We start from the raw sequence: 25,870 nt of genomic DNA, 5'->3' as shown, positions 1-25,870 counted from the left end.
TGTATTCATCCTTTTATTAATTATTTCGGTATAACTGTAATCACATCGCCTGTTTCATTTATTATTACTTTTACATCCTGTGTTTCATGAACAAACGTGTTACTTCTATTACCAGGTATCTTTTTCGTATTGATTATAGCGTCTTCAATAACTGAAGGTGGAATATTTCTTGGATCAACATATTTTTTGATAAACTCACTAAATTCTTTTGTTTGTGGTTTATATCCTACTTCTTCAGCTTTTTGAATTGCTCTACTTGATAAAGTAGCTTTTACTTCAGGAGTTTCAGGCGCCATTCTTTCCAAAGCATGCTGAGAATACTTTCTTCCATTTATTACTCCTCCGCCTTTTGACACACTCCAACCAATTTCACCCGCACCCTTAACAACATCCGCAGACCCAATAACTCTCCTCGCAGCCTGTCCTTCCTTAGCCACACCAATCACTTTATCAGCTGTCCGCACGACCTTAAATGCCTTAACGCCCTTCCCTACAGGGGTTAGACCAAAGACAAACATTCCTCCGGCCAAAACTCTTCCCCATCCATTAACCTTATCTCCAGTGGCAGGATCAATCCCAGTGGCGGCGCGCTGAGCATCATAGACACCGCTTAGTTCTCCGGCTGCGTCTTTTGCAAGCTTGCCTGCGTCGATGCCATCCGTTTTGCCTGGATCCTTGAACCGGTCGTCGTACTTGGCAAGGATGGCTGTGGCCTGGGTGAGCGAGAGTGGAATGTTATCGGCACCAGAGGCCTGGTGGGCAAAATATGAGAGCCATGCAGCCTGGTATTCGAGAGTTTGAACAATCGTTTGGCTGGCTGCCTTTATACTACCATTCGTGGCGGAAATTTGTCCTGAAAACGGAGGCGGGAATTCAGAACGAGAGAGAATGGAACTGGCTTTTCCGGTTTCTCTCTCCAAGCTGTGCTGAAGGTTCTTCGCCCGGTTTTGGTGCTCCAGCATTCGTTTCGACAGGCTTGCCAGCCGGTTAGGTTCTATTTTGATTTCCATGAAGTCCCTCCTGCCTTATTTGGTTGTTTCCTGCTTCTTCAGTGCTTCTTTAATTTCGTGAAGGGACACCGTTAACTTGGATCGTTTACCTTCCAAATAGGAGATCCAGTAATCCATGTAATAGACTTGCTGGCCGATGTCACCCTTAAAACTGGAAAGGGTCTTATCCAGCGACTCATACATGTCCTTATATTCCTGCTGCTTCTTTCCCTTCCAGACATTTTCCCGCGTTTCCTGAGTCACATCACGAGCAATATTCTGAGATAGCGTGTTTGTCTCTTTTTGCAAGGAAAGAAGACCTTGCTGCACCTCTCTTATTTGCTGTAAATCCCGGTTAATATTCTCAATCTGTCGTTGAACACGCACACCATCCATAAATCCGAGCATAACGGTCATCCTCCTTTCGTCCTTACATACCGTACAAATCCCTATAATAGTTAGTCACCATAATATTTTACCTTATTCTGCTAAACCTTTAACTCTATCCTTTGTACTAACCTGTACTTATTAAACTAGTTAAATGTTCCTAGAATTTATAGAGAATGCTAAAACCGGCATTCCATAAGGGCGACATTAAATCGGAATAATTTTAATACTTATTGTTAGAGACAGTAAATTCCTTTTCCAACTCATTAACTCTATCCTTGGGTTCATCCAGTTTCTTTTGGGACCGACAGCAAAAAAAGCTCCCCTTCATTTAAAGAGGAACTTAATTATAAAAAAATCGAAGCAATTTTACTCGTATTTTCAATACCGTACTGAGTAGAGAATACGATTTTTCCCCATTCAGTTTTTTCTTCCCAATCATTCGAATCAACTAAATTAAGCCATTCATTTTTTGAATCATTTGCTGTCCAAGACCACGCCAAATAACCTATCTTCTTTAAATGGCATTGCTTCATAACCTCAAAAGCATCTACTTTACAATTTTTGTCGTTTTTTTTGTTAATTACAGCCTCAGAATTATAACCAAACTCTCCAATAATTACACACAACCCCAAATCATTTATGGCTTGTAATTCAGTAGCTATCTTTTTTGTATTATTCCATTTTTCATACATATGGATAGAGAATAATACATTGTGTAGTGGATCATGTGCAAGTAATGATTTACCAAAAATTATAATTGGAGAGGATAATTGTCCACATCCCAAACTATCAATGATAATAGGATGTTTTAGCCCAGCATCACGAATGATTGTTATAGCTTTTTTATAAGAAGAATACCAAGAACTATTAGATAGATTTTCACTGCCCCATTCATTAGCAATATTAATAAGTGTGTATTTAGAGTACTTTTTCATGATAGAACTAATATCTTTTTGAGCGAAATAACCTGCCATATTATACAAATCAGGCTGACTTTTACAAGTTCCATCATGTAACTCAACTATAGCAATTAACTTTAGTTCTTGGCACCGCTTAAGTATTTTCTCTAACTCCGTAGGACTGCTTTTCCACCTACTAAATCCCCAAACAATTCGCACACTATTTGCACCATATTCCTGTACTGATGAGAGGGCATTATAGGATTGGGATAGAAACCAAATGTGCGGATTATTGACTCCGCGCATTGTAAACATTCTGGCATTCGGGTCATACAAACTCGTTCCATTCACAAAAAAAATATCATTCATTGCCCACTTAGGTATTTGAGGAGCTAGTTCATTATTTGTCCATTCAGGGACTTTCAAATGCTCTGATTTATTTTCCAATGCCTTAGTAACATTATCACTATTTGAAGTTGCTTTTTCGTTCAAAATCTTATCAAGACTGCCAAGAGGAGTATCAGGAGTTATGTCCTTTTCAGGCATGCCCCCCCTCCTTTTCCTTTAAAGGAGAAAATACTCGTTCAAAAACCTTAGCAGCTTCTTCATCTTTGATTTCTATAATTTTTTGACCGAGTTCTTCTCTCTTTATCTGAGCTTGAACTAAGCTATTAGCAAGATTCTTTGCTTTAACCGTTTCGTCTTGTAAACCATGAGAGTACTCATCGAGTCCATCCCCTTGACCGAGCATAGCTTCTATTATAACTCCATCAGTTCTTATAACAAGATTCTTTGCTGCTAATATTATTCCAGGCACTGTTATTTTTAATCCATTTCCCTCAGGATGAGAAGTGTACTTAGAAAAGATATCTTTTCTTACTCGGTAATAATTAAATGTATCTGTAGTCCCTCCATTCTCGTCTTTTAATTCTATTGTTTTATTTTGTACAAATGAATGGTGTTTATCTTGATAATCATATATGTTGGTTAATTCAGCAATAATAGCTTGTTTAATTTCTTCACAAGGATCCTTCCTATTTTCTAGTGTGTCTGACTTGTCTATAATTACTTCTTCAAGTAATAAATCGAGATCCGGAAGTGCAACTTCTTTATAAGAAAATCCATTATAATAAGCTACACGCACATCTACCAAATGAAGCAAAGAAATAAATTCTTGATTCATTTGTCGGAAAACAAAATTCAGTGTTCTACTAACATTTATATTTTGAATTTCACGTTCAATAGATGTTTCTTCACCTTCTTGCACTTTTGCTTCATTAGAAGTATTAATTTGTATATCTCTTTTAGCGGAAGCTTTGGAAGCATGTTTTTCAGCTGACCGGGATGTATTTTTTGCGAATTCTTCCCTTGCAGAATTGGTTCCACCTTTAACTCCACCACTTATTTTTGCACTTCCAAATCCCCAACTGCAATCAGCCTCTGCTTCTGCATGATACTCAAATGTCTCTTGATAATTTTCTTTATCCGACTGTTCCTTCCCTAAATCCTTTTCGAATTCATTTGCACTTTCCTTTGTAAATGAATCAAATATACTAGAGGCACTCTTTTCGTCTATTTCAGTTTTTCTAAAAGTTTTAATTGTAATCTTTGTTTTTTCCCCCGGCAGGAGGGAAAAGGTTTTTATGGTACGTCCTGCACCATAGTCTCCTAAGTATGTTGAAAGCTGGTAGGTTTCAACCAAAAGCAAACGTGGCCGTGCTGTTTCAGGTTCATTTCTGAAAATATAGCCAATATCTCCAAAAAACGTTGTATAAGGAATAAGTCGTTGTCCATACTCCAATCTTGAAGCAATCATTTCTGTGATATTATTTACCACGGTTGATGTCATTACTTGCTCTTTTTGTTCATTGGCATCACTAAGAGCATCTTTATTTAGTTTATTTACAAACTCCATAATAGGATTACTATCGGAGTTTATTAAATCATTGTTTTTTAAGAGCTCAGGTTCAAAACCAACACCTTTTATTAGTCGACCAATACGATCTTTTAAAACTGTTGGGTCTAATTCTTGAACTTTGTTCTTAACAGTCTTCTCTGGTTTTTTCTTAGTATGTTCTTTAAAATATTCCGATGGAATCTCCAGTTCGATATAATTTCTCCCACTATACTTTGTTGGCTCTGGTACATTGTAACTTAGTATAGGTGCTTTTCCATCAGGTTGAAGTTTGATCATGGGTTCAAGATTATCAGCCATACTTTTCCCTCCAAATTTTTTCTTAAATATAGAGTATCCAGAAAAAAAAAAAAAAATAACTCCATAATGTCCTAAAATACCATACGCGAAATAGTACCCTCTTTTCTGATAGGACCAAAATGCGACACAAAGATTTAACACAAAAAAATATCTATTTCTTGAATTGAATAAGAGCCACTTGTTTTTTTACTTTAAAACACTTCAACATTAAATACACAGAAATAATCCCCAGTGTATCAATGATTAAATTATACAATCCACCATCCCGTCGATATGAGAACAGCAAATGCTTCCAAGATATTTTTTTGAAAACCCTTTCTTGACCTCCCTCCCCCTTAACTCTTATACTAAATATGAAAATCATTTTCATAAAGGAGGTTACTTGATGAGTATTTTCTTCGAGAAGGCACAGCAGTTTGGTAAATCGTTTATGCTTCCGATCGCCGTATTGCCGGCAGCGGGGCTGTTGCTGGGGATTGGCGGGGCACTGTCGAACCCGAATACGGTAAAAGCTTATCCGTTTCTAGATATTGGCTGGCTTCAAGCCATCTTTACGATCATGTCGAGTGCGGGAAACGTAGTGTTTGCGAATCTGGCTTTGCTTTTTGCGGTTGGTATTTCTGTTGGTCTGGCGCGAGGCGACAAGGGAACAGCCGGCCTTGCGGGTGTTCTCGCCTTCCTGGTCATGAATGCGACCATCTCGGCGCTCTTAACCATCACCGGAACTTTGGACGCTAAGAATCCGGCAGCTGCCGGACAGGGAATGAGTTTGGGGATTCAAACACTGGAAACGGGTGTGTTTGGCGGCGTGGTTGTCGGAATCATGACATCCTGGCTTCATAACCGCTATAACAAAAAACAGCTGCCACAGTTCCTCGGGTTCTTCAGCGGCTCCCGGTTTGTGCCGATCATTGCTTCCTTTTCCGCGATTTTGCTGGGGGCTGTCGTCTTTTTCGTCTGGCCGTTTATCCAGAAAGGGATTTTCCAGATGGGCGGCCTGGTGGAAGCGACCGGTTATATCGGCACGCTGATTTATGGCTTTGTGCTCCGCATGCTCGGACTGTTTGGGCTTCATCATATTTTCTATATGCCGTTTTGGACGACCAGCCTTGGCGGTTCCCTGACCGTAGACGGAAAATTGGTGGAAGGCACACAGCGTATCTTCTTTGCGCAATTGGCTGATCCAGGCACACAGCACTTTTATATTGGTACAGCCCGCTTTATGTCCGGACGGTTTATCACGATGATGTTCGGTTTGATCGGTGCCTGTCTCGCGATGTACCGTACAGCCAAACCTGAAAACCGGAAAAAAGTAGCCGGACTGCTAGCTTCAACTGCTCTCACCTCCTCTTTGACCGGTATCACCGAACCTATTGAATTCTCATTTTTGTTTGTTGCTCCAATGCTCTATGTGCTGCATGCCTTTTTGGACGGAATGGCGTTTATGCTGGCCCATATCTTTCAAATTACGATCGGACAAACGTTCTCTGGAGGTTTCATCGACTTCCTCTTATTCGGAGTGTTTCAGGGCAATGCGAAAACCAACTGGCTTATGGTGCCGGTAATCGGTATTCCGTGGTTCTTCGTCTATTACTTCTCCTTCAGCTTCCTGATCAAAAAGTTTAACTTCAAGACACCCGGACGGGAAGATACGAATGAAGCCACCGTGAACATCACGAATGGAAGTGAACGTGCCGAAGCCGTTATTCAGGGACTTGGCGGCAGAGAGAATCTGCAAAACGTGGATTGCTGCGCCACCAGGCTCCGGGTGACTGTGAACAACCCGGCACTCATTGATGAAGAGCTTCTAAAGAAAACAGGATCCAAAGGAGTTATCAAGAAAGGAAACGGCATCCAGATCATCTATGGACCGGATGTCACGATTATCAAAAATGAAGTAGAAGAAATGGCAGGGGAAAAATATGCTTGAACAGATTAAAGGCGGCCTGGTGGTTTCATGTCAGGCCTTACAACACGAACCGCTTCACAGCTCCTTCATCATGGCGAAGATGGCACTTGCCGCCAAGGAAGGTGGAGCTTCTGGCATCCGGGCCAATTCGAAAGAGGACATTGTGGCCATTAAACAGGAGGTCAGCCTTCCCGTCATCGGCATTTTAAAACGAGATTATGAAGACAGTGACGTATTTATCACGGCAACAAAAAAAGAAGTGGACGAGCTGATTGAAAGCGGCTGTGAAATGATCGCAATGGACGCTACACTACGAAAACGTCCCGATGCCTTGGCATTAAAAGAGCTTGTGTCTTATGTACGGAAACAGAATCCGGAAGTTCAGCTTATGGCAGACATCTCATCAGTCGAAGAAGCAAAGCAAGCGGAGGAGCTGGGTTTTGATTGTGTGGGGACTACCCTATTTGGCTATACAAACGAAACAAAAGGCAGTAAGCTGTATGAGAATGACTTCGCCTTTTTAAGGGAAGTCCTGCAGAACGTGACCCTTCCCGTCATTGCGGAAGGAAATATTATGACACCTGAAATGGTAAGAGAAGCGCTTGATGCGGGTGTACATGCTGTTGTGGTTGGCGGTGCCATAACCCGGCCACAGCAGATCACCGCACGATTTGCCGCTGAAACTAAGAGATAAAAAGGATGTAGACTGATGGCTTCCCTGCTTAAGGAAATTCAAAGTATTTATTCTTCCCTTTCCCAAAAGGAAAAAAATATTGCCGATTATATTCTGTCCGATCCGGACGGTGCGTCACACAGCTCAATCCAGGAGATGGCTGAAAAAACAGGTGTATCGGTGAGCACCATCACCCGATTCGCAAAAAAAGCGGCCTGCTCAAGCTTCGTGGAAATGAAGGTGAAGCTTGCCTCGGGCTCTGAGAAGTCAGGCGAGGAAGGGATTGAACAGACCCTGCTTTCCTCCTACCGTGAGATGCTGGCCGATGTCCGCTCCTTATCGGACAACCAGGCATTCGATCAGGTGATGACCTTTCTTCGGGAAGCCAAGCGATTGTTCATCTATGGTCTCGGTAGCTCGGGCCTTGCCGCTCAAGAACTGAACTACCGGCTCAGCCGGATGGGCTTTGTGTCAGAGGCCGTAACGGATCCGCACTTAATGGTTATCAAGAGCACCTTGCAGCAGCCGGGAGATGTGATTATCGCCTTTTCACGCTCCGGACAGACAGTGGACCTCCTTCGATCTATAAGCAAAGGGAAAGAAAAAGGCGCCAAGCTGATCGCGCTCACCGCCTTCGGCAACACCCCGCTCACGAATTTGTCGGATGCGATTCTTTGGACGATCCATCCAGCCAGAAACAACTTCCTGCTGACTGGTCTCGATATGAGCATGCTTTACCTCATCGACCGGATCAGCCTGCATTTCCTCTCAGAACCAGAGCGAGAAGCGAAGTACCTGGAAACCGTAGAGGCAATTACATCGACTGGGATTTCGTCGGTGAAGAAGAATGAATAGACAAAAGCCGAGCCAGCGCTATGCTGACTCGGCTTTTTAATCCACACCAAACAACCAGTAGATCTGTCTGTTCCGCTGGTCGTTTCATAACCTTTACTCCTCTTCATAAAGTGTAAGAAAAGAATCTATATCGGCACGTCCTTCTGCAATCGCATTGACCTTGTCGACAAATTCCGGTTGAATTAAGTGGCGCAATGGCTGGTCTACGTGATTTAACCTTTTGAACGCCTCTCGAGCTAATTGATCCCATTTCTTATAGCGATGAAGATAATCATCAGGCATCACTACCGTGCTCGACGTACCTTCCTCAGGTTCACACTCAAATGGCTCGTCTAATCCAAGCGTAGCGTAGTCACATGTAATTTCCTCTCCAGGAAGAATATCTCTTGAGGCCAATTCAATCTCGTAAACAGTGGATACTATATTCGGATTGAAACTATGATTAATATATCTGCCATGATCCCAGCATAATACATAGCGGTCATCATCATTCAGATAGGCATATTTATAGATAATTTCCCTTCGTACAGAATCAAGCGCTTCTATTTCATCTTCCTCAAGAATAATGTCAAGATCATCTAATGCCCAAATAATTGTTCCTTTAGGAATCATTTTTGTGGCAAAAACGCCTACACCTATCTTTTCACTGACAAACCGAATCTCGGTATCCGGATGTATCATTACTCCTATGCACCCTTTCTCAAAACTTACTTTTATATATAATATAAAGAAGCTTTATTTAGGTGATAGTTTGTTCGCTTATTTTATCCGAGATAGTGATAATAGGGCGATTCCTATTCATGTGTATATTTGAAATAGGGTCGCCTAAAGGCGGCCCTATTTACCTGCAAATTTATATAAGAAAGATTATGAATTCCATTTAACATAATGGGAAAACAGGGAAATTAATCTTGGAATTTTCTCATTCTCTGCAATAAAAGACCATCCGAATCTCTATTCTCTCCTGTTACAAATTCCGTCATGTAGTGCATCAAATATTGAGTATAGTGGTTTTTTGTATTTAACAGAAGCTCCTCCACATAATAAACCCCATTTGGTATTTCATCTAACAGAAGTACAGATAATGAGGCATAGACACCGCATGCCACCTGAAAATAGGTAGCGTTCGTTTTATATTGAGAAAAGATTTCTTCATTACTTAATACATTGTACATGTACCGTTCTTTATCTTTATATACAAGCAGTACTCCGATTAAATCTTCTCCCGCCAAAGGTGCTTCAAGTGGATCAAGAACCTGCATTTCATGGTCCCATAATTGATTAAGATCATCCATTTGAGAACGAATTAACTGGGTGGTATGGTCATTTACCTGATACAAAAAGCCGCCTTCCATCTCATACAACTGACATAATGTATAGACTTCTTCATGGGGCATTAAACAACCATAAAATTGCTTTCTGCCTAAGTTCACCTTAAATTCAAGATCATAAACCTTTTCGTGCAGGAACAATGGCGTGCGATGTTGGACAAACATGGGATAGCTCATAATTGCTTCATCAAGGAAACATTCCGGTGACCAGGAAGTGTAAATAACGTCCTTTTTGGCATCACTCTCATCCTTAAAAAAAGAAGTATCCTGTTCAACAATATAGCAAGCGAGGGGTTTTTCTTGAGAATACTTAGTGAGAAGCTCAAGAGCCATCCATTGAACTACTCCTGGATTCATTCCGGAGCAAACGACAGCTGCTGTATTTGAGAAACTTTTTTTATATTTTTCGAAGAATTTAATCCTCTCGATCAGAGGAAATCCTTCATATAAATCTTCATTGTCATCAATGAAGGAGTTTTCCAATGCAGAATTAACGTATTTAACACCTAATTCGTTGCAGCATGTCAACATTTCAACCGTGTCAGCCCAAGACAGGTCAATGACAATATTTGTTTTTGTGGATACTAAATGCTTTTTAAACATGATAGTATCTTTTAAATCAAACTCATGAAACACAAACTTTTCGTATAAAGCAGGAAAAAGATTAGAATAATAGTCTTTTGGTTTTTGTTTCACATCGATTAAATGGATCTTTCCATATAAAACAAGATGATGAATTGGATCTTTCTCATCTTGTATTGATTTATTTAAAATGGCCAGTACTGATCTTGACAACCCACCGGCACTTCCTAAGATCGTAATAATAGCTTCTTTACCTTTCATCTCCAACTCTCGTCCAATCTTTTTTTATAACATATGTAATAGAAAGACGAGATGTATAGATAGCTGTCATAAATGCTTGAAATTTTATATTAGTAGGCTTAGTCAGCTATAGAAAATGAAGAGCACCCTACTAGAGAGCTATCAACCAGTGATGAAATCGTTACTCAACTGTATATTCAGCTTAATAGATTTATTATTCCTGTGGCTTTAGAAGAATACATACATCTGACGTCTCCACCAAACGGTCCCTCTAGCAAAAGATCAATTAAAATTTCAAACCGACGCCTCCTTTTCATAATTTTTCACTAAAAAGTGAAGACCTTTTTATAGAGAGGAAGAGCCATATGGTGCCTGGAAAGATTACAAATAATAAAACCTTGAGTGAGTTTCAAACGGTACAGGAGTTTAATGAAACCAACAAATACTTTTTGGAGGTACATGGGGAGAAGTTTTCAAAGGGAGAGTTGATCGCCGGTGTCTAAATTATTTCTTATTACCATTCAAGTAGGTGGATAACCCGATATAAGGAGTATATGGCTTTGGAGTTGGGTGCTTTTGAACAACAGAAGGCTTTGGCTGTGGATAAAAAATCTTTAAAATTTGCTTGGCACGATCTAAAGACATACTTACTTGGGGATTATGATGATTAGGATTAGATTCAAACACCTCTAATGTTTTCCGATCTTCTTTCGTGGAGGGGAGATGAAATATAAAATCATCAACTCTGATTACCACATACAATCGTCGAAACGTCTTTCCTAGGTTCTGGGAATAATGCAGACCTAATTTGTGAGCACGGCCCTCTTTCAGCAGCTGCTTGATCGCCCTATCCTTTACGGAATAAAGTTCTGGTGCATTTTTCGCATGGTTGTTGATAACATAGATCGCTTTAGCTATTTCTCGAACTGTCATATCCCTCATCTCCTATTCTAAAATTCGTGAGAAAGCATCCATTCATAGGAAATATCGGCACTTTCTCACTCATATTTAGCTTGTAGGCTTATTTTTGTCAACGGCATCTACTTTTCATTCCAGACTCAGAGTTCCGAAATATCCGGGAACCTTGTCCGCGATGCCACAGATTATGGAATTGATGTCGGCAATGTCGCTCAGCAGTCCGGACACCTCATGAATTTATTACTATTCTAAACACCCCGATCATTAAAAGCGGCTGTGCCGGACTTTCGCTCCGTGTCCAACTCCCTCATCCAGGGAAACACCATCATAGACTATGGAAAAATCAAAGGCTATGGCTGTAACGGCATCTTTGTCGAGGGACGTTCCGGGCTGCCTTTTTCGTTCTTCAAAAAAAATTTTCGAAGCGACGCCTCCTTTTCGCCGTTTTTCCCTAATTAAAGAGTGAAGACCTTTTTATAGAGAGGAAGAGCGATATGGAGCCTGGAAAGATTACAAATTTTAAAGAGTTGAGTGAGTTTCATACGGTAAAGGAATTTAATGAATCGAACAAACACTTTTTGGAGGTACATGGGGAGAACTTTACGAAGGGCGAGTTGATCGCCTTTAACCAGCTCACACGATATAGTGTCAAAGTCATTGGCGTATGCAACGCAAGAATCGGTACGCTTGTTTCTGCGTGCCATGAAAAAGGCGGCATATCGCGTTCCACGGTGGAACGCATGCTGCGCAAGGCAAGAAAGTGTAGCGTCCTTTCCATTCATCACACCATCCGGAACAAGGGCGGCTATGCCCATAACATTTTTGTGTTCCATCGCTTTGACAGACCGCTTCCCCAACAATTGACGGGCCGGCAAAGCCCCCAAATACCCTGCAGCTCTATGAAAAAGCCGGACATTCCGGCACCGGAAACTAAAAACATAGAAACAAAAAATATCAAAGAATTAAAAACCAAAACCATACGTAAGCAACCCGCGTTTTCTTCAACAACATTGGATTATTCATATCTTCCTGACTACATACCCATGGACTTTATTTCTGCGGTCAAACCCTTCTTCACAACCGCTGCTGAAATTTGTTCACTGTGGCAGAAAGCAAGAATTGCCTATAAAAAGTTGCAGATGGAAAGGCCACTGGAGACACTGGTTCCCGATATCATTCAAGCCTTTAAGATCACGGTTTACCAGTACAAACTTCGAAAGATTAAATCCACGTTCTCGCAATATTTTTATGGTGTTCTGTATGGAATTTTGACCGTTGAGCGCAGGAGGGAACGAGTTGCTGAGGTGCATACTTACGATTGGTTGAATGCGGATTAAACGAAGACTAGCAGAATATACTTATTTGCTTTTTCCATTCAAGTAGGTGGATAAACCGACGTAGGGAATATATTGTTTGGGGTTAGAGCGCCTGGGAATACCAGAGGGCTTTGGCAATGGCGAATAAGCCTCTAAAATTTGCTTGGCACGTCTTAAAGGCATACTCACTTTGGGATTACGATGATTAGTTTCAGATACGATAATCTTTAATTTGTTTCGATCTTCTTTCGTGGAGGGATGATGAAATAAGAAATTATCAACTCTGACTAATACATCCAAATGTTGCAAGGCGTTTCTCGGGTTCTGTGAATAGTTTAAACCTAATTTCTCTGCTCGTCCTTCTTTCAGCAACCGCTGGATCGCCCTATTCTTTATGGTATAAAGTTCAGGTGCATTTTTCGCATGATTGTTTACAATATAGATTGCTTTCGCTATTTCTTGGTTTGTGGTTTTCATTATGTCCTCCTATCTTAGATAGTAAAAAAGCATCAATCCAAAAGAATCGATGCTTCTCTTGTTAAAATATTAATCTCGCCTTACATCGATCTCATGACTTCTCGCTTTAAATTGCATTAGCAGCACATACACCGAAATAATACCCAATGTATCAATAATTAAATCATACAACCGGCCATCTCGTCCAAAATACAGCTGCATAACCTCGGTAAATACAGCGAATCCAAAGGACAGAACTACAGCTCTTCCATGCTTTCCTAACCAGGCAAAAAGTAAAAGATCCAGGATAGCAAAACCTAAAAAGTGCCCGGTTTTAATGAAGATGAAGTTAGGATGTATCAGGGTGATGTCTGAGAAGCTGAAGAAATGAGAGAAGTCAGGTGAGGTCAGTCTGAATTCAATAATGCGGCTGCCTAATAATGCTTCAAGATTGTCAGTAAACGTATGAATACCAAGGAAAAGGGTCCAGGCAATAACAATAAGAAATTTAAATATTTTCATAATCTATTAATTCCCATATGTGAGCGTATTTAGACTCTGGATGCTAGCTTCAAATGGGGCGACTCCTATCCTTTGTGCATTATAGATCACTAAACAAAAAGAACTATTAAAGCGGGGAGTGCCATTGATGCATTTTTGCATAGCCAAGAAAATTATCGAAGCAATATTTATTTGAATTACTTCACATCTGTTTGGTTATTTCTTTCTGTTTCTAAGTAAAAACTCTATCCATTCAGAAAATACGGATACTATAAAACTAAAGAAAATCCAAACTATGCTAACAAAAACAGCTATCTGAATATTATATTCCTTTGTTACTAAAGATTTATATAATGCTAGTGAAATACCTAAACTAGATAATAGTATTGGTATTATCCAATGTGGTCTAAATTTCTCTTTTATTTCTTTTATGTCAATTATTCCAGCTATCCTATTATTAATAACAAATTCATTTTTCTTAAATGATTTTGTTAATAATTTAATAACGAAATAATCACCCTTATTCAAAAGCATGGGTTCAACTTCTATAAATTTTTCATTTATTGATCTACTTATATTAACTTCTAAGTGATTTGGCATTTTTTCTACAATATCTGCCGCTAAGATGTCATTAATTCTAATTGGTTTTTCCCAATCTGCAGCGAGAATAGAAACGTTTCCTGTATTTTTCATCTTAAGTATCACAAGAATAATGTCTTCTTTTATTTCCTCATTCTTAAAATAGACTTTCAGATCACCAAAATCACCAAATTGACTTCCCGAAAGAAGAGATGTAGCAGATATTATCTCATAATGTAATTCTTTTTTTGTTTTTTGTTTATGATAAATCCATAATCCCAACAGGGCTGATATTATTGTAGCAATTAGGGAAATTAACTCAAAAGACAAATAATACCCTCCTATAATGATGTACTAACACTTTGCAATTATTCATTGTCTATTTTTAATTCAATCTCCAAATTCTCTCTTTCGACTATAATAAATCCATTCCTTTGATAAAACTCAATTAAATTATCTATAGTTTCAGACCCTAAAGGACGAATTTTAGCTCTTATTATTGGGACGTGAAGCAATTTAGCAACTTCAACTAATTCATTTATTAAGCTTGTCCCTAACCCTTCCCTTTTTCTAAAAACCTCCAATATAGCAATTTCTAATAAATTTTCTTTATAAGAATACACTGTTCTCATTCTGGCAAGTTCGCCATCATGGGTATTCAAGGTGAAGTTTAGAACTTCTTTTTTAGGGCAAAAGTTCAATACTAAATTTACTTCTTCTTTTTTTCCCTTTTTAATCAACTCAATAACCAATTCTTTTAAAATTTTGATTGAATAAATTTCTGGATTACATACCAGAAAATACTCTTTCTCATTTACGTTAAGAACTTTCATTATCTCCCCATGTTTCATTCTTATAAAACTAAAAAATTGCCTTGGGAGTTCATTATTTTTTCTCTCAGCCTCACTAAGCTTAATTCTAATATTCTGCAATTCAGGTATTTGAAAATCCTGTATAAACTCTTTAATATTATTTTTGAATTCATAAAACAAGAACATCACTCCCATTAGCAAGTCAATATGATACTTTGATATTTATCATACTTAAAACACAATGAACAATGCCTAACAATTCACTTTTTTCGTAATACTTTAAATGGGTTCCGCTATTAAATAGATTCCGATTTCTTTCAAGCATTTTCCAAAAGATTAGCCTACACCAATTATTACCAACTAAAAAATTTATCGTATTCCGATCCTCATTCATCTCTTCCCGCTCAATAATCAGCAATGGCTTCTGATGAACCACAGCTTCACTCACCGTTCCCCACCCAGCCTTTGATATCACCAAATCAGCAGCCGCTACATAGTTTTGAACTTCTGTATATTCAGCAGGCACTTTTACCACATTGGGATGCTCAATATCCATATGACTGGACACAACAAACACACAGTCTTCATTGTTCCATAGTGGCCAATCAGCCATATTAAGCTCTATCTTCATCCCAATAGGAATAAATACAATTTTCTTTTCACCAAAAGGATTAAGCTGGTGTCTTAACCTCTGCACTTCTCTATCATCTGATTCTCTGCAAAAGAAGCCAAATTGTTCATTACTCTTTCGTCCAAATTCCGGCTCTTTACTGCCCGCCAACTGAATGAAGTGATCCATCTTCTCATACATGGCTCTAAACTCATCATTTAATGAGGAATCAACTACTCCTTCATAAGCACTCCACCAGGTAAAATTAGATATACCTACCGTCGGGATATTCATCCGGTCACCTATCTCAAATGCAATAGGAACAATGTCAGAGAGTATACATCCAACATACAAAGGAGTTAAGTATTCAATCTCTTGCTTAGCCAATTCGTCAGAGTCCATTAAATAATCATGACACGCTTTATTTAACGTATCCTTATCAAGCTGTAGAGAATCCTTTTGAAGAATGTACCCCACATCTGTGGCTACCCCGTGATAAACAACCCTTTCCCCAAACTCCACCATTGATTCTCGAATAAACTCCAAAGAAAAACTTGTACAAACAACAACCCTTAATTCCTCTGCCTTTAAAATCTCTCTCATCAACGCAATGGACCGGGTGGCATGGCCAAATCCGTATTCCGATATATAATAAGCAATGGTTTTCATGTTATTCTCCATATACAAATAAGCCCACTGGCAGAACCAGTGGGCTTACGTAGTTTAAATAATTACCTGGGCTTTTGAATTGTAGTAGTGACCCATAATGTCGTCCCAGTCATGGAAGAGACGAACAAAGTCTGTATCAACAACTTCTTTCCCAGTTTGTACTTCAATGAATTCCAATTCTTTAATGGCACGGATCGCATGCTTCTTGCCAGCAGCAATATGAATAATGTCTCCTGCTTTGACACGGCGGACATTCTCATCAAGAATCAGCTCACCTTCACCACGAATAATGGTCCATACCTCATCACGCAAATTATGGTAGTGGTACGTTGAATTCTTATTCTGATGGATACAAATGCGTTTGGTAGCCATTTCTTCGTTCGTGTACTTGGCATAATCTAATACCTTCGACCAACCCCATAAACGTTCCTCATACATTGGTGGATGATCAAAACCAGCAATCAAATCCTTGATCTTCGGGCTGGACGCTTTATCGGCGACCAGGATCCCGTCTGGGCTTGCTGCTACCACAACATCTGAAACACCCAATACAGTTACCGGTATCCCAAGTTCATTCACCAAATGCGTATTTTTAGCATCATCAGAAATGACACCTTTCCCGATTTGTGTTGTCGCCATCTCCTCGGTTAAGGTATTCCATGTACCAAGATCTTTCCAGTAACCGCTGTATGGAACTGCAACAATATGCTCTGCCTTTTCCACGACTTCATAATCAAAGCTGATCTTTGGAAGAAGGTGATACAGCTTAGAAAGTTCCTTATAGCTAAGCGGCAATCCTTTTTCCTTTAAAATATCAATTAAGTAGTGAAGTTTAAAGGCAAAGACACCAGTGTTCCATAGTGCATTTTGGTTAATGAGCACCTCTGCTTTTTCTTCACTCGGTTTTTCGGTAAAACGTTCTACCTTAAAGTAATCATTAGAGGTAATTACCTCGTAAGGAACAATATATCCGTACTTAGTGGATGGGTATGTAGGATTCACACCCATAAGAGCAAGATTTGCACCGGAATCTGTAAGGGCACCTTCTACATTTTGGACATTAGCGAAAAAGCTGTCCTCGACATAAGGATCCACCGGAAGTACAACAACCGTTTCATCCAGATCCGTTTGTTTTTCATCAAATAAAAAAGCCGCCGCTAATGCGATGGCTGGAAAGGTATCTCGACGTTCAGGCTCTATGATAAGAGGAACTTCCTCCCCTAATTGACTGTGTATCATCTCTGTTTGTGATTTAGATGTCGCGATAACAGTTGACTCAGCTAATCCAACATTTTCAATTTGGTTCCACACCCTTTGAACCATGGATTGCTTCGCACCGATCGCATTTTCAAGGACTTTCAGGAATTGCTTAGAACGTGTGTCATTAGACAGTGGCCAAAGTCGTTTACCGGATCCGCCAGAAAGTAGAATAAGTTTCATGTTCGTCCTCCTTATTGAACTGCAACTGCAGGCTTAGCTACCACACTTCTTCTACCCATCGAATGATATTCAAGATTATACTTTTCTACCTCATTAAGGTCATAGCAATTCCTTCCATCAAAAATTAACGGAGTGCTCATCTTATCAACATAGGTTTGTAAATTAATTTCCTTTATTTGATTCCACTCAGTCACAATAAGTGCAAAATCACTGTCCTGAAGAGCTTCTTCAAGGCTTTCCGTATACTGAATACCTTCACCAATAATTCTTTTAGCATTAGAAACAGCAATGGGATCAAATGCAATGACTTCAGCTTCTTCTTCGAGCAGTCTTTTACTGATGACAATAGAAGCTGCTTCACGCATATCGTCTGTATTCGGTTTGAATGATAGACCAAGCAAGGCTACTTTCTTTCCTCTTAGATTACCCACTCGATCTTTCGCCTTTTCAATAAGTAGGCTCTGTTGATTATTATTCACCTTAATCACAGATTCTAATAGCTCAAATTGATGATCAATATTGGATGCAATTTGAGTTAATGCCTTAGTATCTTTCGGGAAGCAGGAGCCCCCATATCCAATTCCTGCATTCAAGAACATGGAACCAATACGCTTGTCCAATCCCATTCCATAAGCAACACTTTCAATATCAGCCCCAAGTTTTTCGCAAATATTTCCTATTTCATTAATAAAGCTAATTTTCGTTGCAAGAAAAGCATTTGAGGCATACTTGATCATTTCAGCACTTTGGACATCAGTAACATATACAGGAATTCCAAATGGTTCATTAATTTCTTTTATAACTTGAGCTGCCTCTGTATTATCAGCACCAACCACAATCCTATCACCATTAAATGTATCGTATACTGATGAACCTTCTCGTAGAAACTCTGGATTAGATACTATTTCCACCTTAACGTTTTTAATAAGGTGCTGTTCAATAATATCCTTGATGTAATGGTTCGTACCTACGGGAACAGTACTCTTAGTAACGACAATAACATTTTCTTCAATATTAACTGCGATGTCTTTTGCTACTTGTTCTATAAAAGTTAAGTTTGCCGATCCATCAGCTTTTTCAGGAGTCCCAACAGCAATATAAATTACTTTTGAATCTTTAAATCCTTCCCTGTGGTTTGCACTAAAAAAGAGCCGGCCCTCATTAATGTTTTTAACCATTAATTCTTCAAGGCCTGGCTCATAAATAGGTGAAATTCCTTTATTCATTTTTTCTACTTTATTTTGATCTATATCTACGCATGTTACTTTATGTCCAATATGTGATAAGGCTACACCAGTTACTAAACCAACGTAGCCAGTCCCTACAACTGAAATTTTCATTATTCAAATTCCTTTCTGGGTATTAATTAACCTTCTAGTACGTCATTCAGTACTTCTCTGTATTTATTAATCGAAATTTTTCTTTTTAAATGTTTGTCCAAATAGGCTCTTCCATTTAGTCCCATGCTTTTCAATTGACCCTTCTCCATCTGATAAAACTGATTTATAGCTTTCGTTATTCCTTCATAGTCCTGAGGTTCAATTACAAGGCCATTATTGCTTTTTTCAATCAACATTTGGGCCTCACTCCCTTGTTCTAATACACCAAGTATTGGTTTACCCGCAGCCATAACTCCATATATTTTACTAGGTACAGAGACACCTTTAATTCCCTTTTGGTTCACTACTAGATGAACATCAGCAGCATTTAATGAATACTTGATAAATTCTTTTGATTGATAAGGTAAAAAGTAAACATTACTTATCCCTTTTCTTTTTACAAATTCTAGCATATCTTTTTTAACAGCACCTTCACCAATAAAGACAAAAGCAATTTCTTCCTGATCTTTAAAATTTTCCGTAACCTTAATTATGTTTTCTAAATCATAAAAAAGTCCAATATTGCCTGAATACATAACAATAAATTTGTTTTCCAAGTTGTGTCCCTTTAAAAATTGTTCAATTTTGCTATTTGTTTTATTTAAAGGTACAATCTCTTCTTCATTCGTCCAGTTATTAATAACAGCGTGACTCGGTAATCGTTTATTAGCATACCTTGCGTGAAGAGTTTTACACATATCATTTCCAACAACTATTACTTTATCAGCGTAACTGCAATTTAGCATATCTATTTTCTTGGCAACCTTAAAAACGATTTGCTTATTAGTATAGCTAACAGCTGCTGCCTGTTCAGGATTGAAATCCTGTATATTATAAACATGCTTTGAACGTTTAAACCATTTCCCTATTGTCCCTATTAATCCACCGATTATTGGCGGTTGAGAAATAGTATATATTAAATCAACATTTCTCTCTTTTAGTAAGACCACCTGTGCATAGATAAAATAAGAGGTTATGTATTTTATCCTGCTCAATTTAGAAGTTTTGTCTACCTTTGGCAACTTTATACGGATAATTTTCATTTTTTCCATTTGTTCAACTTCAAATTTCTTAGTTGATTTTATATCTTCACCGGCATAACCTGGTTGTGCCGCAATAACAGTAATATTAAATTCCTGCTGAAGACTCATACAAAGCTCTGTCATTAATTGACCTGTTGAAGCAAAGTCTGGATAAAAATAATTTATAACAAATACAATTTTTTTTTTAGATTTCATATAATCCCTCTGTCAAATATTTATTAAGTAATAGCGAACATTATAGAATATTTCACAAAACTTGAACATTAAAAACACAGATAATAAAAAAGCTATATCAGAAAGAACTGACACAGCTTTGAGTTATATTATCCAATCTCATTTTTTTATATCTGCAAAATAATAATCCTTATACCATTTAGCAAATTCAGTTAATCCTTTTGAAAGACTTGTACTCGGTTTAAATCCAAAGTCCTTTACAAGGCTATTTACATCTGCATAAGTTTGATAAACATCGCCCGGTTGCATAGGTAATAATTCCTTATCAGTAGACTTAATAATAATACCTTCATCAATTAATGACTTTTCAAGTGTCTCGACAAAGTAAAGTAAACTTTCGGGCTGATTATTCCCAATGTTATATACTTTATATTTCACTCCATCCTCATTTATGTCAGGTATTCTTCCCATTATATTAATGACACCTGTGACAATATCATCCACATAAGTGAAATCTCGCTTCATATTACCATAGTTAAAAATTTTGATTGTTTCCCCTTTAACAAGCTTATTTGTGAAATCAAAATATGCCATATCGGGACGACCTAAAGGTCCATATACTGTAAAGAACCGAAGACCCGTTGAAGGGATACTATATAACTTAGAATATGCATGAGCCATTAGTTCATTGGATTTTTTCGTTGCTGCATATAATGATACAGGATTATCTACTTGGTCCTCTGTACTATAAGGTACTTTCTTATTAGAACCATAAACCGAAGAAGAAGATGCATAAACCAAATGCTCAACACCCTTTTGGCCATTATCATAGGAGTGACGGCAAGCTTCTAAAATATTAAAAAACCCAACCAAATTAGTTTCAATATATTCTTCAGGATTTGTTATACTGTAACGGACCCCAGCTTGTGCAGCAAGGTTTACAACAATTTCCGGTTTGTATTCTTCAAAAATTGAGTCAATTAGATTTTTATCAGAAATCGACCCCTTGATAAAAATAAACTTGCCTTTCAACTCATCTTCTACGATGTTCCTTAGTAATGAAAGCCTTTCTTCTTTTAATGTAACATCATAATAATCACTCATATTATCAAGACCAATAATATTTATAGTTTTGTCATTACCCTCTAAAATTTGTTTTGCCAAGTGAAAGCCTATAAACCCAGCTACACCTGTTATCAAAATTGTCTTGTTCCTTAAATAATTAATCATTTTCCCCACCTTCAATGTAGTATATTCCAATTCCCAACTGGATCTATGATGTTAAGATACTTTACTATTTATTTTGCTTATTCCTATCTTCTTAATCCTAAGTAAAATATTCTTATTTATATAGCAAACAACCATTATTGCAAAAATGCTAACAGTAAAACTCATAAGATTTGTACCTTTTAGCCATACGATCCCTACAAATAAATATGTTAAAGTCAGGATGCAAATTTTATTCCACCTAACTGAAAACTTTATAAGCTTTTTTGCATAAATCCATCTTAATGTTAACATTACTAAAGCACCAAATATTTGAGCAATTGCCACTCCTTGAATACCAATAAAATTAACTAGTAAAAACGAAAGTACAATAGTTGTAACCGCGCCAAAAATAGTCGTGTAAAATAATTGGTTTGTTTTGTTTTTTGCTTGAAAGATAGCACCTACATTGGTAGCCATTGTAGTGATAATAGCATATAAAATAAATAAAGGTACTAGTTGGTATGATTTTGAATAACCAGTTTTCGATATTATATTGTAAAAAATTGAAATACAAGGGATAGCGACAACACATAGTGATAAGAACAACTTAAATACATTTTCAATTACATTAGAAAAATATTCATCTACTTCTTTTTCTCCACTCTTTATAATAGCTTCTTCTATTAATGCCATTGAAATAACGGATCCTACCATGGTTACAATAGTCCCAAAATTCATTGCAAAGGAATATAATCCGTTAGCATAAGCACCAAGTTGATACATAATAATAATTTTTCCGAAACCTGCGATTAACCAATTTGATGTCAAATTTAATACTAGAGGAACTGAAAATATTAACATCCTTTTTAATATGAACCAATCAAAATCTCCAGTTTTGGAATACTTAAATACATGAACTTTCATTTCTATAACCAAGATGATGGAAATTTGCCCCAAAATGAATGACCAAAATAAACTAGTAGCTCCTAAATTCAAAAAACTCATGGTTATTACTAACATTAAAAAGTTCACAATTGTACCAGTAACACTTCCGACCACATAAATATGATTAAATCCAAGTGACCTAGCATAATATTGCCATATTTGAGCTGCTCCATAAATACATATCATTAGCATAGTATACATAAACACTTTGTTTTGGTTAAATGCAAATATTACACTGAATAAAAAAAGGAAAAACAAAACTACTTGTACAAACCGTAAAGAAGTAGCAATAACATTAGCACGTTGTTCTTTATCCTTTTCCGCTACGAGTAACCTTAAAATAGCTTCCCATATTGCTAAATATGTTATTGGTGATAATATATTCATTATTATTTGCGAATAATTAAAAACTCCTAGTTCTTGCACACTAACATAATAAGCATAAAATGGAACCATAGCGGCCATTATTATTTTAGAAGCGAAATTACCAATGAAGTACAAACCGCTCTTTTTGGCTAAACTACCATGTGAATTGTTCATGCTTTTTCAATTTTCTTCTTACTTGGTTTAACACATTTTGCGGGAATTCCTACCCAAACACTGTTTTCTCTCGTGTCAGACATCACTAAACTATATGCTCCTACCGTACTACCTGATTTAACTGTGCAATCACCAAGCACCATTGAATTCGCATATAAAACTACATTGTCTTGAACAGTGGGATATAATTCGACGCTCCCATTAGCTCTCCCTAAGGTAACATTTTGATAGATTGTAACATTATTACCTATCCAAACTCCCTCCCCAATAACAATTCCAACAGGATGAGGAAAATTTACATTTGATCCGAATTTGGAAAAAGGCGAAATATCGCAATGGAACTTTCTATATATAAGTGTGTTTATTACTTTCATAAGAATGTACTTTTTATTTGTTGCAGCCCATGATTGTAAATTTATCAAATATCGAATTTTCTCTTTTCTCCCTACAAAAGGTGTTAATATTTTAAATATATTTCTCACATCCTAGTACTCCTTATAAAAGCAATTTTCTCAGTATTTATTTTTGTCCTTCGGCTTAACATCTCAAGTATTTTTATTGTAACTGCAAATAACACGATTTTCATTTGAGATTCAGGCTGAAAGACTTCTAAAACTGGTAATATAAGTAGACCATACATACATAATAAAATAACACTTTTCTTTCTTTGAACTATTCTATAAAAATTACCTGCGATAATCCCTGTAAATAAACCACTTAATATAACACCAAGGAATCCTAAATTAAAATAAGCCCAACCATAAGGGCCTGTTGGTCTTCCTGTATCTCCAATGAAAAAGACATTGTTACTGACTATTTCAGCTGAGTGAACTTTAGGTTTATTAGGCCATAAGCTCCGTGGTATAAAATACTCTAATCCTGTTACTGCATATTTATATCCCTGGAAATTTAATTCTCCACTATCTAACTTGTAAACCAATGCGGGAATATTATCACCATATCCATTATATCTAGCCAAGATTGATAACTGCGATAAATAAAAATTATCTGTATTAGTCTGAGAAAAATTGGGGTTTTCCGCTGTTCTGATTGCACCTATAAATAAGATAATAAATAGTAAAGGTATCGCTATAATGGCTATCTGGGATAATTTTATTCTTTTTACCTTTGCATTCCAATAAATTAGAAAAGGTATAAAGGCGGTTAATATTGCCATGCTTCTGCGTCCTGTCATTATTATTCCAATAAAAACCATCAGAGCGTATAGTATAGCCTGAAACTTTTTACCTCTATATAAAGTCATAACTGGTAAACATCCTGCAAATCCTAATAACGCTAAAAGGTAACCTTGATCAGCAAAAGCTCCTCCCCCTCCACTCATACCTTGAATAAGGCCACCCAGCTTTATGGAAGTTTTTAAAGTAGATGTTATTGAGTATGCAAATATAAATCCACACATTAAAAAAATTATTTGTGGATTAATATCGGCTCCTTGGATGGAATTTGCTTTATTGCTAAATTCCTTTTTTAGCGAGATTTTAAAAACGAATCCATAACCTACAGAAAAAGTTAAAAACCATATTAACATTATTAGTAATGTCTTTGTATAAACGTAATCCGGCACCAATGTTAAGCTATTACGGACACCTGCGGCTACTAAAGTGACATCAATAAAACCTAAGAAACTAAATATGAAGAAGAAAATAAATGGATTAAAAAAGTTCTTGCTATACATTAGTATGCTGCAGAAAAAAACTGCAATTATACTTACCAAAAATATTGTAGTAATGGAAAAAGGTTTTAATACTACCATTCCGGAGAATAATATTATACCGAAAAATAATAGTAAGTATGATTTTACCACTATGGTGGTTCCAAAATTAACTTTTCTCAAAAACTCACTTCCTCTCCTTCCTACAACATTTTTATTATAGTGAGGCTTGACTGCCCAACTTATTTTTCCTTCAAAACAGATTCAGTATATTTCTTTAATTTAATATAGAATTGTTTTCTTCTTATTTGAAGTTTATCCTCACTATATTCTTTGGCTTTATATGACATTTTTTTACTAACCTCAGTCATTAAAGAAGAATTTGAAATTAAATATTCAATCTTTCTTATCAATTCCTCTATATCTCCCACATTAATTAATAGATCATCACTTAATAATTCTGGAATACCGTTAATTCTTGTAGATATGCAAGGTAACCCAACGGCCATTGCTTCAATAAGTACCCGTGGCAACCCCTCTCCATGGGTTGGAAATACAAATAAATCGCTTTCTGCTAATGCTCTTTTCATAGAGTCTTTATCAGGTATTCTCCCAACAAAAGATATTTTCTCCTCAACCCTTAATAACTTTGCATATTCCTGAAACTCAGAAACTAATTCACCATCGCCTACAAATTTAACCGATAAATCGTGTCCCTTTTTATTTAATAAACTCACGGCTTTAATTAATTCTTTATGACCTTTAACATATGAATTAATTGTATTAGCAACATGGATGATTTGGAATGCTTTTTGACTAGGAAGAAAAACCTTAGGAGGTGCGAAAAAATCTTTTTTTATGTTTGCCGAAGAATAATATGATTGAAAATGCTGTAGGGATTCTTTGTGTATTTGCGCTTTATTTGGATATCTTTTTTGTAAAGCAAACTGTGTAACATATGAAACTCCATTTGCATGCTTGCATAACTTTTTTAGTTGGTTTGTCCAGTGAAGGCGGACTAAAGGGCGAACTTTTGATCTAAGCATCCCTGGCGCCGCAAAGTCCCATGGGTCTACTACTACTTCTAATGCATAAGGTATTTTATTTTTAATTATTGATGCAAATTGAAATCCAATAGCACTAGGTATACGAATTATTGCACAATCGCAATCTTTACTATAAGAATTTATTGCTTTTTTAACAGAAAAATAATTTTTAATATACCCATTAACTCCATGAAAATCTGGTATAGGAAGAAATTTCAAATTTTGACCACTGCACAAATTCGGATATCCAATATTATCCTTTATATCTTCAATACGAATGGCCACATTCACTTCTTCAAATACATCTAAATAACGTGAAAAAAAGGAATAATCATATATTCCTTTACTCCAAACTTGACCATCCTTTGTCCGGCCAAGGTGATTATCCACAACTAACAAAAGCCTCAAAAATTATCTCCCCTAATTTAGTATTTCTAAGCTTATATTAAAATAACAGCTAGTAATCTACTCTGAAATA

25 protein-coding genes are annotated in these 25,870 nt (G+C 37.1%); 5 read left to right on the top strand and 20 right to left on the bottom strand.

Annotated features, from left to right (window positions below):
* Nucleotides 1-20: 20 nt before the first annotated feature.
* From QYB97_RS05770 to QYB97_RS05755, 4 genes are all read right to left on the bottom strand, one after another.
* Nucleotides 21-1,010 (bottom strand): pre-toxin TG domain-containing protein, encoded by a 990-nt coding sequence (locus QYB97_RS05770; RefSeq protein WP_301165028.1) that lies wholly within the window; start codon nt 1,008-1,010, stop codon nt 21-23.
* A gap of 15 nt (nt 1,011-1,025) precedes the next feature.
* Nucleotides 1,026-1,397 (bottom strand): hypothetical protein, encoded by a 372-nt coding sequence (locus QYB97_RS05765; RefSeq protein ID WP_301165027.1) that lies wholly within the window; start codon nt 1,395-1,397, stop codon nt 1,026-1,028.
* Nucleotides 1,398-1,723: 326 nt separating this feature from the next.
* Nucleotides 1,724-2,824: a cellulase family glycosylhydrolase gene (locus QYB97_RS05760; RefSeq protein WP_301165026.1), complete on the bottom strand. Its 1,101-nt coding sequence runs from the start codon at nt 2,822-2,824 to the stop codon at nt 1,724-1,726.
* Nucleotides 2,817-4,493: a hypothetical protein gene (locus QYB97_RS05755; RefSeq protein ID WP_301165025.1), complete on the bottom strand. Its 1,677-nt coding sequence runs from the start codon at nt 4,491-4,493 to the stop codon at nt 2,817-2,819. Before QYB97_RS05755 ends, QYB97_RS05760 begins: the two co-directional genes overlap by 8 nt.
* Before the next feature lie 385 nt (nt 4,494-4,878).
* On the opposite strand from QYB97_RS05755, the gene QYB97_RS05750 reads away from it, so the two are divergent.
* Genes QYB97_RS05750 through QYB97_RS05740 form a run of 3 tightly spaced genes read left to right on the top strand, consistent with a single transcriptional unit; the run spans nt 4,879 to nt 7,930 of the window.
* Complete coding sequence (locus QYB97_RS05750; RefSeq protein ID WP_301165024.1) at nt 4,879-6,423, top strand: PTS transporter subunit EIIC; 1,545 nt, start codon at nt 4,879-4,881, stop codon at nt 6,421-6,423.
* Nucleotides 6,416-7,096 carry an N-acetylmannosamine-6-phosphate 2-epimerase gene (locus QYB97_RS05745; protein WP_301165023.1) on the top strand — a complete coding sequence of 227 codons (681 nt, stop codon included), beginning with the start codon at nt 6,416-6,418 and terminating at the stop codon, nt 7,094-7,096. Before QYB97_RS05750 ends, QYB97_RS05745 begins: the two co-directional genes overlap by 8 nt.
* 15 nt (nt 7,097-7,111) lie before the next feature.
* Complete coding sequence (locus tag QYB97_RS05740; protein ID WP_301165022.1) at nt 7,112-7,930, top strand: MurR/RpiR family transcriptional regulator; 819 nt, start codon at nt 7,112-7,114, stop codon at nt 7,928-7,930.
* Nucleotides 7,931-8,023: 93 nt separating this feature from the next.
* Here the strand turns inward: QYB97_RS05740 and QYB97_RS05735 are convergent, their stop codons facing one another.
* On the bottom strand, nt 8,024-8,611 hold the full coding sequence (locus QYB97_RS05735; RefSeq protein WP_301165021.1) for an SET domain-containing protein: 588 nt from the start codon (nt 8,609-8,611) through the stop codon (nt 8,024-8,026).
* 224 nt (nt 8,612-8,835) lie between these two features.
* The gene (locus QYB97_RS05730; protein ID WP_301165020.1) at nt 8,836-10,104 is read right to left on the bottom strand and encodes an S-adenosylmethionine decarboxylase related protein; all 1,269 of its coding nucleotides are present in this window, start codon (nt 10,102-10,104) and stop codon (nt 8,836-8,838) included.
* Nucleotides 10,105-10,448: 344 nt separating this feature from the next.
* Between QYB97_RS05730 and QYB97_RS05725 the strand changes: the two genes are divergently transcribed.
* Nucleotides 10,449-10,586, top strand: a complete 138-nt coding sequence (locus QYB97_RS05725) for a hypothetical protein (protein ID WP_301165019.1) — start codon at nt 10,449-10,451, stop codon at nt 10,584-10,586.
* 1 nt (nt 10,587) lies between these two features.
* Here the strand turns inward: QYB97_RS05725 and QYB97_RS05720 are convergent, their stop codons facing one another.
* Nucleotides 10,588-11,016 carry a YkyB family protein gene (locus QYB97_RS05720; protein ID WP_301165018.1) on the bottom strand — a complete coding sequence of 143 codons (429 nt, stop codon included), beginning with the start codon at nt 11,014-11,016 and terminating at the stop codon, nt 10,588-10,590.
* A gap of 479 nt (nt 11,017-11,495) precedes the next feature.
* Here QYB97_RS05720 and QYB97_RS05715 point away from each other — a divergent pair, with 479 nt between their 5' ends.
* Nucleotides 11,496-12,338: a hypothetical protein gene (locus QYB97_RS05715; protein WP_301165017.1), complete on the top strand. Its 843-nt coding sequence runs from the start codon at nt 11,496-11,498 to the stop codon at nt 12,336-12,338.
* Between the two features lie 21 nt (nt 12,339-12,359).
* On the opposite strand, the gene QYB97_RS05710 is transcribed toward QYB97_RS05715, so the two are convergent.
* The 13 genes from QYB97_RS05710 to QYB97_RS05650 form a co-directional block, all read right to left on the bottom strand.
* Nucleotides 12,360-12,794, bottom strand: coding sequence for a YkyB family protein (locus QYB97_RS05710; RefSeq protein WP_301165016.1), 435 nt, complete (start codon nt 12,792-12,794; stop codon nt 12,360-12,362).
* A gap of 69 nt (nt 12,795-12,863) precedes the next feature.
* Complete coding sequence (locus tag QYB97_RS05705; protein WP_301165015.1) at nt 12,864-13,295, bottom strand: VanZ family protein; 432 nt, start codon at nt 13,293-13,295, stop codon at nt 12,864-12,866.
* 195 nt (nt 13,296-13,490) lie between these two features.
* Nucleotides 13,491-14,183, bottom strand: a complete 693-nt coding sequence (locus QYB97_RS05700) for a hypothetical protein (RefSeq protein ID WP_301165014.1) — start codon at nt 14,181-14,183, stop codon at nt 13,491-13,493.
* 38 nt (nt 14,184-14,221) lie between these two features.
* Complete coding sequence (locus QYB97_RS05695; RefSeq protein ID WP_301165013.1) at nt 14,222-14,845, bottom strand: GNAT family N-acetyltransferase; 624 nt, start codon at nt 14,843-14,845, stop codon at nt 14,222-14,224.
* Nucleotides 14,846-14,867: 22 nt separating this feature from the next.
* Nucleotides 14,868-15,944, bottom strand: coding sequence for a glycosyltransferase (locus QYB97_RS05690; RefSeq protein WP_301165012.1), 1,077 nt, complete (start codon nt 15,942-15,944; stop codon nt 14,868-14,870).
* A 54-nt stretch (nt 15,945-15,998) separates the two neighbouring features.
* Complete coding sequence (locus QYB97_RS05685) at nt 15,999-17,384, bottom strand: sugar phosphate nucleotidyltransferase (RefSeq protein ID WP_301165011.1); 1,386 nt, start codon at nt 17,382-17,384, stop codon at nt 15,999-16,001.
* A gap of 11 nt (nt 17,385-17,395) precedes the next feature.
* Entirely contained in the window at nt 17,396-18,724 is a 1,329-nt protein-coding gene (locus tag QYB97_RS05680) for a UDP-glucose dehydrogenase family protein (protein ID WP_301165010.1), read from the bottom strand.
* A 26-nt stretch (nt 18,725-18,750) separates the two neighbouring features.
* On the bottom strand, nt 18,751-20,001 hold the full coding sequence (locus tag QYB97_RS05675) for a glycosyltransferase family 4 protein (protein ID WP_301165009.1): 1,251 nt from the start codon (nt 19,999-20,001) through the stop codon (nt 18,751-18,753).
* Between the two features lie 138 nt (nt 20,002-20,139).
* The gene (locus QYB97_RS05670) at nt 20,140-21,210 is read right to left on the bottom strand and encodes a GDP-mannose 4,6-dehydratase (protein ID WP_301165008.1); all 1,071 of its coding nucleotides are present in this window, start codon (nt 21,208-21,210) and stop codon (nt 20,140-20,142) included.
* A gap of 51 nt (nt 21,211-21,261) precedes the next feature.
* Nucleotides 21,262-22,674, bottom strand: a complete 1,413-nt coding sequence (locus tag QYB97_RS05665) for a lipopolysaccharide biosynthesis protein (protein WP_301165007.1) — start codon at nt 22,672-22,674, stop codon at nt 21,262-21,264.
* On the bottom strand, nt 22,671-23,156 hold the full coding sequence (locus tag QYB97_RS05660; RefSeq protein WP_301165006.1) for a serine O-acetyltransferase: 486 nt from the start codon (nt 23,154-23,156) through the stop codon (nt 22,671-22,673). The genes QYB97_RS05665 and QYB97_RS05660 overlap by 4 nt, the downstream gene beginning before the upstream one ends.
* The gene (locus QYB97_RS05655; RefSeq protein WP_301165005.1) at nt 23,153-24,529 is read right to left on the bottom strand and encodes an O-antigen polymerase; all 1,377 of its coding nucleotides are present in this window, start codon (nt 24,527-24,529) and stop codon (nt 23,153-23,155) included. Before QYB97_RS05655 ends, QYB97_RS05660 begins: the two co-directional genes overlap by 4 nt.
* 59 nt (nt 24,530-24,588) lie before the next feature.
* Entirely contained in the window at nt 24,589-25,800 is a 1,212-nt protein-coding gene (locus QYB97_RS05650; protein ID WP_301165004.1) for a glycosyltransferase, read from the bottom strand.
* Nucleotides 25,801-25,870 lie beyond the last annotated feature (70 nt).

Source organism: Fictibacillus fluitans (assembly GCF_030418125.1).
Classification (GTDB): Bacteria; Bacillota; Bacilli; order Bacillales; family Fictibacillaceae; genus Fictibacillus_C; species Fictibacillus_C fluitans.
Note: the sequence above shows the minus strand (reverse complement) of the source record. Positions and strands in the feature narration are given on the sequence as shown.